Source organism: Polaromonas sp. P1_E3 (assembly GCF_056405935.1).
This window is the reverse complement of sequence record NZ_JBFUBD010000077.1, coordinates 1-12,117: the sequence shown is the minus strand read 5'-3', so window position 1 is coordinate 12,117 and position 12,117 is coordinate 1. Positions and strand designations below refer to the sequence as shown.

General features: G+C 62.3%; 8 protein-coding genes. 5 read left to right on the top strand and 3 right to left on the bottom strand.

The window, feature by feature from the left end:
* Positions 1 to 575 precede the first annotated feature (575 nt).
* Complete coding sequence (locus AC1D0Z_RS10975) at positions 576 to 1,583, bottom strand: DMT family transporter (protein ID WP_477658280.1); 1,008 nt, start codon at positions 1,581 to 1,583, stop codon at positions 576 to 578.
* A 131-nt stretch (positions 1,584 to 1,714) separates the two neighbouring features.
* Here AC1D0Z_RS10975 and AC1D0Z_RS10970 point away from each other — a divergent pair, with 131 nt between their 5' ends.
* From AC1D0Z_RS10970 to AC1D0Z_RS10960, 3 genes are all read left to right on the top strand, one after another.
* Positions 1,715 to 2,587: a LysR family transcriptional regulator gene (locus AC1D0Z_RS10970; RefSeq protein ID WP_477658279.1), complete on the top strand. Its 873-nt coding sequence runs from the start codon at positions 1,715 to 1,717 to the stop codon at positions 2,585 to 2,587.
* A gap of 246 nt (positions 2,588 to 2,833) precedes the next feature.
* Positions 2,834 to 5,833, top strand: coding sequence for a DUF2339 domain-containing protein (locus AC1D0Z_RS10965; RefSeq protein ID WP_477658278.1), 3,000 nt, complete (start codon positions 2,834 to 2,836; stop codon positions 5,831 to 5,833).
* The gene (locus tag AC1D0Z_RS10960; RefSeq protein WP_477658277.1) at positions 5,830 to 7,278 is read left to right on the top strand and encodes a DUF3999 domain-containing protein; all 1,449 of its coding nucleotides are present in this window, start codon (positions 5,830 to 5,832) and stop codon (positions 7,276 to 7,278) included. The genes AC1D0Z_RS10965 and AC1D0Z_RS10960 overlap by 4 nt, the downstream gene beginning before the upstream one ends.
* A 61-nt stretch (positions 7,279 to 7,339) precedes the next feature.
* Here AC1D0Z_RS10960 and AC1D0Z_RS10955 read toward each other — a convergent pair whose 3' ends face one another.
* Positions 7,340 to 7,825 carry an Lrp/AsnC family transcriptional regulator gene (locus tag AC1D0Z_RS10955; RefSeq protein WP_477658276.1) on the bottom strand — a complete coding sequence of 162 codons (486 nt, stop codon included), beginning with the start codon at positions 7,823 to 7,825 and terminating at the stop codon, positions 7,340 to 7,342.
* Between the two features lie 133 nt (positions 7,826 to 7,958).
* On the opposite strand from AC1D0Z_RS10955, the gene glmS reads away from it, so the two are divergent.
* Complete coding sequence (gene glmS, locus AC1D0Z_RS10950; RefSeq protein ID WP_477658275.1) at positions 7,959 to 9,809, top strand: glutamine--fructose-6-phosphate transaminase (isomerizing); 1,851 nt, start codon at positions 7,959 to 7,961, stop codon at positions 9,807 to 9,809.
* Between the two features lie 194 nt (positions 9,810 to 10,003).
* Here glmS and AC1D0Z_RS10945 read toward each other — a convergent pair whose 3' ends face one another.
* Complete coding sequence (locus tag AC1D0Z_RS10945) at positions 10,004 to 10,933, bottom strand: LysR family transcriptional regulator (protein ID WP_477658274.1); 930 nt, start codon at positions 10,931 to 10,933, stop codon at positions 10,004 to 10,006.
* 185 nt (positions 10,934 to 11,118) lie between these two features.
* Here AC1D0Z_RS10945 and AC1D0Z_RS10940 point away from each other — a divergent pair, with 185 nt between their 5' ends.
* Positions 11,119 to 12,105: a Bug family tripartite tricarboxylate transporter substrate binding protein gene (locus AC1D0Z_RS10940; RefSeq protein WP_477658281.1), complete on the top strand. Its 987-nt coding sequence runs from the start codon at positions 11,119 to 11,121 to the stop codon at positions 12,103 to 12,105.
* Positions 12,106 to 12,117 lie beyond the last annotated feature (12 nt).

Here is a 12,117-nt window from a genome sequence, read left to right as displayed (position 1 = left end):
CTTTTGCTTCGCCAAAAGAAAGTAAGCAAAGAAAAGGCGACCCTGGTTCCTGCGTCCCTACGCTTCGCTGCGGGCAACCTGCGGTGCTCGGTCCAGCCGGGGTCAAAAACAACTCGCCTGCGGCTCAAACAAGTTTTTGCCCTGATCCGTCTGGCCCTGCGCTCCTCGGCGCATCCACAAGGGGGTGGCAGAGGAATACCGAACAGCCAACAACCGAATACCAGAACCCGAACACCTGAAGAAACAAGTACTCGCCATGGCGAGTACTTGTTGGTATTGGTCTTGGGTTTTGGTATTCGGTCCCGCTCCCGCAAGCCCCCTTCTGTCTGCGCCGAGGAGCGCAGGTTCAGGCGGATCAGGGATCGCGATTGTCTGAGCGAAGCGAGTTCGAGCGAGACCCCGCCTGAACCGAGCACCGCAGGTTGCCCCGCAGCGAAGCGCAGGGGTCGCAGACAGCAGGGTCGCCTTTCTTTTGCTTACTTTTCTTTGGCGAAGCAAAGAAAAGTGAGTTGCATGCCGGGCAACCCCGGCCAGCAGCTCTCAGCAGAGAGAGAGCCCATCAAATCAACACAAGCTCAACTCTTCACCCGATTCACCAAAAACACCCCAAAAATCGCCAACGCCCCACCCGCCAGCAAACTGATGCTCAAGGGCTCTCCCAAAATCAGCCAACCCAGCAACACGCCAAATACCGGCACCAGGTTGTTGAACACCACGGTGCGCGCAGCGCCCAGCTGGCGCAGGCCTTCGTAGTACCAGACAAAAGCCACCGCGGTGCCGAGCACGCCGAGAAACGCCAGGCCGGCCCACACTTCAGGGGTGAATGATTCGGCCTGTACGCTGGAGATGTCGCGCAGGGCCAGCAGGCCCAGGAACAGCGTGCCCCAGATGGCGGCCCAGAGTGTGGCCAGCACGGGCGACAGGCCCTGCAACAGCTTGCGGCCCAGCAGCGTGTACACGGCCCAGGCGCACACCGCACCAAACATCGACAACTCTCCCTTGCCGAGCGACTGTGCGATTTGCGAGAGGTCGCCCCGGGTGACGACAATCCACACGCCAAGCAACGCCAGGGCTACGCCCAGCCAGCGCGTCGGCGAAAGCCGGTCGCCCAGGAATGTGGCCGCCAGCAGCAGCGTGACCACTGGGTTCAAGGCAATGATGAGCGAGGTGCGGCCCGCCGGCAGTACGGAAAGCGCCGTGAAGAACAGCAGGTTGTAAATAAAGATACCGGTGGCGCCCAGCGCCATCGTGCCCAGCAGCTGGCGGCGCGACAGTGTCGTGAGCGCACGCAGGCCTTCTGTGAAATGCAGCGCCACCAGCAGGGCCAGCGTGGCAAACACAAAGCGTATGAAACCCGCGGTGGCGGGCGGCAGGTGGGCTGAAATGACACGCCCGGCGATGAAAGTGCCGCCCCATAGAAAAGGCACGCAGATCAGGCGCAGGTACAGCCCCAGAAGGGTTTTACCGGCGGGCGGAGCGGTGGGGGCGATGCTCGGCAAAGGCGCTGTGGCGGAAGGTGAAGGTGAAGGTGAAGGTGAAGGTGAAGGTGAAGGTGAAGGTGTGGCGGCTGCGGTAGCGGTCATGCGGTTTTGATGGAAAAAATGGCTGGCATCGGTTAGATTGATGCATGAGATTAACTGCTAAATGACTCACTATCAAATGAGTGTTTACTCATCCTCGCCCGCGTACCCCCTTAACGTTTGTTGAACCGGCTATGACGCTTGCCCAACTTGAAGTCTTGATCACCCTCGACGAATGCCGCAGTTTTTCACGCGCGGCGATGCGCCTGGGCACGACGCAGTCGGCCGTCAGCCATGCGCTGCGCGCGCTTGAAACGCAGTTCGGCGTCAAGCTCGCGCAGCGCGATGCTTCGGGTGTGGCCATGACGGATGCTGGCGAGCGCCTGCTGCTGCGCGCCCGCGAGATGACCGCGCTGGCCGCCACCATGACGCAGGAGCTCGGCGATGCCCGCGAACTGAAGACCGGCACGCTGCGCATCGGCTCATTTGGGCCCACGTCCACCGTCAACCTGTTGCCGCCGCTGTTGGCGGCATTCAAGAAGCGCCACCCGGGCGCGCAGGTGCGCATTGAAGAGGAGAGCGACGAAGTGGTGGACGACTGGCTGCTGCAAAAGCGGGTGGAGCTGGGTTTTGTCGTTGTGCCTGACGAGCGCTTTGAAGTGCTGCCGCTGGTGCAGGACGAGTTTGTCGCCATCTTGCCGGCCAGGCACCCTTTGGCCAAACTCAAGGCCGTTCCGGTCACTGCGCTGACGGGGCTGGACTTCGTGCTGACAGAAGCCGGTTGCGGCCCGGTCATCGTGCCCATCCTGCAGAAAAACATTGCGTTGCCCAAGGTGCTGTACCACTTCACGCAGATCATTTCCATCCTGCAATTTGTGCAGCAGGGCCTGGCGGTGTCGGTGGCCGCCCGGCTGGCGTTGCCCGATGCACCCAAGGGCGTGGTTTACCGGCCCCTGTCGCCGCCGCAACCCCGAACGGTGGGGCTGGCCTGCCTGGATGTGGCAAAACTCTCGCCGCTGGCACGCGCCTTCTGGAATACGGCAAGCGAAGGAACCACGGTACGTTGATTCAGGTGCTATTTATTTCATAGCTGCTTGCGCTTGTCCTGATTGAGTTGTGGCTGGTTTTGTCAAAAATTAATGGCGCGGGTCAATGGTGCGGCGGCGGGTTTTGCAACAAGCTGGCTGGCTCCATGTCACAAGCGCTACCGGGTGCCTGCGGGTGATTGCGGAAGGGGCCCATCAAGTACCATCAGCCCATTGCGCAGGCTGCCGCACCATCGCAGCACGGAAAACAACAGGGAGGCCGGGGTCATGATTATCTGGAGCATTGTTTGGGGTGCCGTGCTGGGCTGGTTCTGGCCGGGCTATGGCGATTTCGGCGTTTTCCTGGGGGGATTCCTCGGTTTGTTCGCCGGCCTTTCCTTGCGCTGGGCCGTGCGTGCCGAAGTCGAGGCTGCACACAAAAAGCATGCGCCGCAGGTCAGGGCGGCGACTGCGTCGGCACCACATCCACCTGCCATGCCGCGCGGCAGCGTTCAGGCTGCGGAGGACGACGACGGATTCAGGGAATTTGAAAATACCTCTCCATTGCCAGTCGCGGCATCGACCGCACCGCGTGCACCCGCTGCGCCGCAAACCATGGCGCCAGCGGCGGCCAGTACGCTCAGCGCGGTCAGCAACGAAGAGGCATCCCTGCAAGAAGAGCTGGCCCCGAACGGCCTGCCGCGCGCTCAGGCTGCGCCCGCTTCGCGGCCCGCCTACACACCGGCCCCGCCCAACGCCATCGAGCTGGCCCTGATCGCCGCCAAAAACTGGTTCCTGGGCGGCAACACCATCGTGCGAGTCGGGCTGGTCATTTTGTTCATCGGCCTGTCGTTCCTGGCGCGCTACGCGGCATCGGCAGGGCTCTTCCCGGTGGAATTCCGCCTGGCGGCCATCGCCGCCGCGGCGATTGCGTTGCTGGCCGTGGGCTTTCGCAAGCGCACCGAGAAACCCGGCTTTGCGCTGGCACTGCAGGGTGCCGGTGTAGCGGTGATGTACCTCACGGTGTTTGCGGCCTTCCGCATGTACGGCCTGCTGGAACCACTGCCTGCCTTTGGGTTGATGATTGTGGTGTGCGCGCTCAGCTGCGCACTGGCCTTGCTGCAGAACTCGCGGGCGCTGGCGGTGGCTGCATTCGCCGGAGGTTTCGCCGTGCCGATTCTGCTGTCGACGGGGCAGGGCAGCCATGTGGGCCTCTTCAGCTATTACTCGGTGCTGAACCTGGCCATTTTGTTCATTGCGTACAAGCGTTCGTGGCGCATCCTGAACGTGGTGGGCTTTATCGCCACCTTCGGCGTGGCCACGGCCTGGGGCGTCCTGAAGTACACGCCTGAGCACTACGCCAGCACCCAGCCTTTCCTCATCGGCTTTGTGCTGATCTATCTTTTCGCCGCCATCCTTTATGCGCGCAACACGCCCACGAAGCTCGGCAACGCCGTCGACACCATGCTGGTGTTCGGCACGCCGCTGGTGGGCTTCGGCCTACAGGCCGGGCTGGTGCGCACCATGGAACTGGGCACGGCCTTTTCGGCGCTGGGCTTTGCCGCGCTGTACCTGGTGACGGCGATGGTGCTGGTACGCCGGGCGCTGTCCAGCTACCGCCTGCTGATTGAATGCTTTATTGCGGTGGGTGTGGGTTTTGCCACGCTGGCGGTGCCGCTGGCACTCGATGCAAAGTGGACTTCGGCTGTCTGGGCGCTGGAAGGTGCGGGCGCGTTCTGGGTCGGCATGCGGCAGGCGCGCTGGATGCCGCGCGCGTTTGGCTTGCTGCTGCAGGGCGTGGCCGCCATGGCGTTTCTGGGCGGGCTTGATGACGCAGGCGCGTTGGGCAACCCTGTCTCGGCCATTCCGTTTGGCAACCCGGCCTTCATCGGCGCCATGCTGATCGCGCTGCCGGCGCTGCAACTGGCCTGGTGGCTACGCCGGCCCTTGCCGCACAGCGAGTCTTCGTGGGCCAAGGCCTATGCCGGCGTGGAGTCGAAGCTCAGCGTGCCTGTTTACCTCTACGGCTTTTTCTTCTGGTGCCTGGCCTGGTTGCTGGAAATCAACCGCCGTGTGCCTGCGCTGGAGGCAGATGGCTTTCCCCAGCAGGCCTTTAGTGACCGCACCACCGGCCTGCTGATGATGCTGGCGGTGGTGGCCAGCGCGGCCTTGTCGATGGTGCTGGGCCTGAAGAAGCAGTGGGCGGTGGCGACCTGGCCCGCGCGCATCACTGTCGGCGTGCTGGCGCTGGGTTATGTGGCGCAGGCAGGCCAAGGCTACCGTGTGCTCGCTACGCCCGCGTGGGCTGTGTGGCCGGCAGTGCTGGTGCTGCACTACTGGATGCTGCGGCAGTCTGACCGCCAGGCGCTGGCCCTGTCTACGCCAGCGGGCATTGACGCCCGGTCACCCTATGGCTTTTTGCATGCGGCCAGCGCGTGGCTGGTGACCTTCCTCCTGGCGGACTGCCTGTGGTCGGGTATCGGCAAGGCCGAGCTCTGGCGCACTTCGTGGGCCGGCGTGGTCCTGCTGGTCAGCGCCATCGCGGTGCTGATGCTGCTGGCGGTGTGGGCGGGGCGAGCTAACAGCGCGGCCCTGCGCCAGGGCGCCAGGTGGCCCCTCAATCCACATGCCCAGGCTTACTACTGGTATGCCGCCCTGCCGCTGGCGGTGCTGGTGTTCTGGGGGGCTCTGGCCGCCGCTGTCACTTCCTCGGGCCGCACCGCGCCGCTGCCCTATATCCCGCTGCTTAATCCGACCGACCTGACCCTGGCGCTCGCGCTGGGCGCCCTGGTGTTCTGGCGCCGCGTGCTGGTGACGGCTGCGCCGCCACCGGGCAATGCGGGCTGGGTGACTGGCCGCAATGCGTTGGTGGCCCTGGCCTTGCTGGTGTTTGTCGCCGTCAACACCGTTTGGCTGCGCATCGCCCACCATTTCTTCGGCGTGCGCTGGGATGCCGACGCGCTGTTCGGCAGCTTCGTGGTGCAAACCGGCTATGCAATTTTGTGGACGCTGCTGGCGCTCACGCTGATGGTGCTGGCGCACCGTCGCGTGCAGCGGCCGCTGTGGCTGGTGGGCGCAGGCCTGCTGGGCCTGGTGGTCGTCAAGCTGCTGCTGATTGACCTGTCGAATGCCGGCGGTGCAGAGCGAATCATCGCGTTCATCGTGGTGGGTGTGTTGATGCTGGTGGTGGGCTACTTTGCGCCGCTGCCGCCCAAGGCCGCTCTTGGTGCCACTTCGGAAGATCTCTTGCCCGCGGATGCGGGTGACCTGAAAGAAGCCCAGTCATGAAAATCAACCTGCGTTTATTGAAGCTGGCTTTTTCCGCGGTGCTCGCAGCGCCGCTGGTGGTGCTGGCCGCCGACGCCGCGGATGCCGGCAGCCCGAAGTCGTACGCCGTTCGCATGCCCGTTACGCTGGCACCTGACGCGCCGTTGCAGCGGCTGCTGGTGCCCGCCGAGGCCCTGGTGCGGCTGCAAAGCGCCGGTTATGCCGATCTGCGCCTCTTCAATGCGGCGGGCCAGCCGGTGCCGATGGCGCTGGCCAATGTCGCCGCGGAAACGGCCACGCAGGAGCAGCAGGTCAAGCTCACCGCTTATCCGATTCTGGGTGCCGCAGGCACTGCCGGCCTGGAGGGCCTGTCGCTGCGCATTGAAGAGCGCCAGGGGCGGCGCGTAGTGCAGCTCAATACCAGCGGCGCAAGCACGGCAAGCGCAGCTTCCGCGCAAAAGGTATTGGGCGCGCTGCTCGACACGCGCAGCGTCACCACGCCAGCGGCCCGCATGACGCTGGACGCCGACTTGCCTGTGGGTCAGCCCGTCAGCTTTCACGTGCAGGTCAGTAAAGACCTGAAGAACTGGCAGCCCCTGGCCGACACCGTGCTGTACCGCGCTGATGCTTCTGCCACGGCCGCGAGCCTGGGCGACAACAGCCTGGCGCTTTCCATGGCGGATCTGAAAGACCATTACCTGCGCATCACCTGGGGCGAGGCCGCCGTCACACTGCGCGGCGCCACGCTGGTCACATCCCGCAGCACGGCCCTGCGCCAGCGCGTGAGCGCCACCATGGCCGCCCCGGTGCTGGCGAATCCACATGAGCTGACTTTTGCGTTGCCATTTGCCACGCCCGTGGCCGCTTTGAAGATCACGCCGCAGGGCAGCAATGTGCTGGTGCCCATCCGCGTGCTGGGCCGTAATGACCGCAACCAGCCCTGGGCGCTGCTGGCCAGCGCCGTCGTCTACCGCATGACCACCGCAGGCAAAGAACAGACCAGCGGCCCGGTCGAACTGCAGGGCGCGTCGGTGCGTGAAATAAAGATCGAAGCCRACCTCAAGACACCGGGGTTTGCCGCCGCGCCAGAAATCGTCCTGCAGTTTGAGCCGGCGCAGCTGATCTTTCTGGCCAGCGGGCAAGGCCCCTTCACGCTGGCAGCGGGCCTGGCCAGTTCCACCGGGGCCGCCGGCGCCTTCCTGCCCATGGCCAGCCTGATCCCCGGCTACAAGGCCCAACAGGAAAACGCCTTGCCTGTTGCCCAGGCCGATGTGTCCAAAGCAGACATCACCGGTGGCAGCGCCGGTGCGGCCGGCCCGCTGGTGGCGGCGCAGCCAGCCAGCCAGGGCGTCCCGACACGGACCCTGGTGTTGTGGGGCGTCTTGCTGGTGGGCGCCCTGGCGCTGGGGCTGATGGCGTGGGTGTTGCTCAAACAGACCCGGCAGCCTGCGAAGCCCGGCCAATAGGTTGGCCCCGCCGCTGCCTGAGTCGTATTGCTATTGTTTTAATAGCTGCTTGCGCGCGTCCTTATTGGCCTAGAAGCACTTTTGGCTGAAATTTTGCACGCCGGGTGCTGAAGAACGCCTTCACGTTGCGCACATTGGCATCGCTGGTAAAAAGCCGCTGCGCCAGCGCCAGGTAGCGCGGCATGTCGGCCACATGCACCACCAGAATGAAGTCCGGCCCGGGGGAGACGCGGTAGCACTGCTGCACCGCGTCGTCCTGCACCACGCGTGCCTCAAATGCCTCCTGCTGTTCGGCACCCTGGCGGTCCAGCGTAATTTCAACCAGGGCCGTCAGCCCGTGGCCGGTCATGGTGGCCAGCTTGTCGGGGCTGAGCAGGGCGACTTCTCGTTCCACCAGCCCGGCATCGCGCAGGCGTTTCACGCGGCGCAAGCAGGTTGGCGGCGAGATATGGACGCGTTCGGCCAGCGCCTGGTTGCTCAGCGATGCATCGGTTTGCAGGCTGTCGAGCAGCTTCAAGTCGATATCATCAATGGCTATTTGTTCCACTAAGAGAATATAAATGAAATTTAATTCAATTACACAGTATGAATGAAATTAAATTCCATTAATTATAGAAAATAGATCGCATCAGAAAACCGTAAATCCGTAGCATCACCGCATTGATCTTCAGGAGACCTTCATGTGTGGCATCGTTGCTTCCGTTTCGACCCGAAATATCGTTCCCATCCTGGTGCAGGGTTTGCAGCGCCTTGAATACCGCGGATATGACTCCTGCGGCGTCGCCGTGTACGCCGGCGGACTGAAGCGCGCTCGCAGCACGTCACGCGTGGCCGAATTGCAGGAACAGGTGAGCGCGGACAAGCTCGAAGGCGGCACCGGCATCGCCCACACCCGTTGGGCCACCCACGGCGCGCCGGCCGTTCACAACGCACATCCGCATTTCAGCCACGGCAGCGGCGCGGGCGCCACGGCGCGCGCCGGCAAGGTCGCGTTGGTGCACAACGGCATCATCGAAAACTACGAAGAGCTGCGCGCCGGCCTCAAGGCCAAGGGCTATGTCTTCGACAGCCAGACCGACACCGAAGTCATCGTGCACCTGATGGACAGCCTGTACGACGGCGATTTGTTTGAAGCCCTCAAGGCCACGGTGGCGCAGCTGCACGGCGCGTATGCGATTGCCGCTTTCTGCAAGGACGAGCCGCACCGCGTCGTCGGCGCGCGCGCCGGCTCGCCGCTGATATTGGGCGTCGGCAAAGACAAGACCGAAAACTTCCTGGCCAGCGACGCCATGGCCCTCGCCGGTGTGACCGACCAGATCGTCTACCTTGAAGAAGGCGACATGGTCGACATCCAGCTGGGCAAATACTGGGTGCTCAACAAAGAAGGCAAAGCCGTCCAGCGCGAAATCAAAACCGTGCATGCCCACAGCGGCGCCGCAGAGCTGGGCCCGTATCGCCACTACATGCAAAAAGAAATTTTCGAGCAGCCGCGCGCCATTGCGGACACGCTCGAAGGCGTCGAAGGCATCGTGCCCGAGCTCTTTGGCGATGAGGCATACCGCGTCTTCAAGGACATCGACTCGGTCCTTATCCTGGCCTGCGGCACCAGCTACTACAGCGGTTGCGCCGCCAAGTACTGGCTCGAGTCGATTGCCGGCATCCCCACCCAAGTCGAAGTGGCCAGCGAATACCGCTACCGCACTTCAGTGCCCAACCCGAAATCACTCGTCGTCACCATCACGCAAAGCGGCGAAACCGCCGACACCCTGGCCGCACTGCGCCACGCGCAAAGCCTGGGCATGACGCAAACCCTCACCATCTGCAACGTGTCAACGTCGGCCATGGTGCGTGAATGCAAGCTCGCCTACATCACGCGCGCCGGTGTGGAGATTGGTGTGGCTTCCACCAAGGCGTTCACGACGCAACTGGCAGGCCTCTTCCTGCTCACGTTGGCACTGGCCCAAAGCAAGGGCAAGCTCAGCGACGAAGAAGAAGCCGGCCACCTCAAAGCCATGCGCCATCTGCCCGCCTCTTTGCAGGCAGTTCTGGCGCTGGAGCCGCAGGTCATCAGTTGGGCGGAAGACTTCGCAAAAATGGAAAACGCACTCTTCCTGGGCCGCGGCCTGCATTACCCCATCGCGCTCGAAGGCGCCCTCAAGCTCAAAGAGATCAGCTACATCCACGCAGAGGCCTACCCGGCCGGAGAACTCAAACACGGCCCCCTGGCGTTAGTCACCAGCGAGATGCCCGTCGTCTGCGTCGCCCCCAACGACGCGCTGCTCGAAAAACTCAAAAGCAACATGCAGGAAGTCCGCGCCCGCGGCGGCGTCCTTTATGTACTGGCAGACGCAGACAGCCACATCGAAAGCGGCGAAGGCCTGCACGTGATCCGCATGCCAGAACATTACGGCGCGCTGAGCCCGCTGCTGCATGTGGTGCCGTTGCAGTTGCTGGCGTATCACACGGCAGTGGCKCGGGGGACGGATGTGGACAAACCAAGAAACCTGGCTAAATCCGTCACCGTAGAGTGACGGATTTGGGCGGCATGAAATGCCGCCCGGCGAAGCCGCCAGGTTTTTGGTTTGGGGGCGCACTCATATCGCGAAGCGATGTGATGTGATCACCACAAGCCCCGCAATCTTGCAAAGAGCGTGACCGTCGAATGGCTGTTGAATTCCGTTGATTCTGATACTCCGCGCAATTAAAGTCGCAAACACGTACTGGTTTATTCGGTCTCTGCCTGGCTAAGAACCCACGCTTTGAATCGCATCAGAGCAGCAGCTCCGGAATGCTTTGACGGCCACCTGAGAAAGTAGGACCGATTGGCTCGCCATCCGATCTCGCTCAAACGCACCAGTTGGCCTGTTTCCGTTGCGCTGCGGGCGATATAGTTCGGCAGCAACGCAATTCCTATGCCGCTCATTGCGGCCGTTAGCGCAAGTGATGCCTGCGCATAGACAGGGCCATGCTCTGCCTTTTCAGCAAGCCTTTCGCCGCCGAGGCCCGCTTCCGCAAGCCAGGCTTTCCAGGCGCCAGCCATGCTGGTTCTGATCAAAGGGAAATTCAACAAAAGATGCGTCAACGCACCTTCAGGCAGTGCCTCGCCAGTGGTGAGCGTTATGCCAGATCGTTCGATCAGGGCGGCGGCGGCGTAAGGCTTGTAAACCAGAGACAGCACCTCTCGCGCCTCAATGCCTGGCGTCGCGCCTTCACATAACTCAATGGCGGCGTCTTCATTTCCCACAAAAACGTTCTGCGCATCGACGCGGTTTGTGAGGCTGAGAATGATGTCCCGGTTGTCGTCCACAAAACTGCCCAGCCGTGGCATGAGCCAGTAATTGGCAAAGGCCGAAGCGACCGCGATGTTCAGCTGGGTGCAAGCCTGGTCCTCGGCCACCGCGCGAACTGCAGCTCGCTGCAGTTGGTGCAGCACCGTCGAAGTGTCCTCCCAGTAGCGCTGACCGCTGGCTGTCAGCTTCAGGCCGCTTCGGTCGCGTTCGAACAGCTCGACGCCCAGTTCCCGCTCGAGTACCTGGATGTGGTGGCTGACCGCGCTTTGTGTCAGGTTCACCGCCTGCGCTGCCTTGGTGAAGCTGAGCAAACGGGCACTCGCATCAAAGCATCGAAGCGCAGTGGTGGAGGGTAGATGGCGCATGGATCAATTTTTTGAGGGCCTCCAACAATAATATCCGTTTGCCATGCAGCGGTCGGCCTTCTAGCATTTGGTTCGGAGACTTGTGAACGACTCGGTTGCCGAAGGCCAAAAAAAGGCGGCAGGGTATCCCGCGGTTGAGCCGTATCACGGTTTTTCATAACTATTAAGGACATATCTTGGAACACGTGAACCTTCGCCGCCTAGTCGCCGCCGCAAAACTCTTGACCTCAGCTCTGGCATTGGGTGCCATCAGCCTTCATGCGCAAGCCCAGCCTTATCCCACCAAGTTAATCCAACTGATCGCTCAGCAACCTCCGGGTAGCCAGTCGGAAGCCATCAGCCGCGTGTGGGCAGAATGTGCGTCCAGGGAGTTGGGCCAGCCTATCGTGATTCTCAACAAGCCAGGCGCCAACGGCGTGCTCGCCACGAACTTTTTGAAGAGCCAGCCCGCAGATGGATACAACGTCATGACGGTGGGGATGTCGCAGATGACGATCACGCCCTACATTTACAAGCAGCTTCCGTACAGCCCGCAGAAGKACTTCGACGGCATCACCGTTTTGAGCACCTCGCCCTTGCTGCTCGTCGCCAGCGTGCAAAGTGGCATCAAGCAGTATGCCGACATTGCGACCGTCGCAAAAAAAGCCAACGGAGGCATCGATTTCGGCTCGCCTGGAAAGGGAAGTCCGGCCCATCTGCTGACCGCCGCCGTGGCTCAGCAACTTAAAGTGGACGGCACGCATGTTCCCTTCGTCGGAGAGGGGGCTGCCGTCACTGCGCTGATGGGCGGCCAGATTCAAATCATGACCGTCACTTCAGGTACGGCAGCGCCCTTGATCAAGGACGGCCGAATGATTCCCCTGGCGATTTACACGGAAACTCGCGACAAAGCATTTCCACAGATTCCGACGATTGTGGAGCTCACTGGCTCTAAGGAGATGGCATTGCCCGGATGGCTGGCACTCGTCGCAAGGGCAGGCACTCCGCCCGCTGTTCTGAAGCGACTGGGCGATGCAACGGTCAAATGTGTCGATTCCGACGCATACAAAACTCGCATGGAAGCCATCAACGCCGTTCCCTTGAAATCGTCTCCTGCGGATGTGAAAGTCTGGACAGACCGATACACAGCTGTCTTCAAACCATTGATCGAGAGGCTGAATCTTGCCGAGTGACGTCTCGATGGC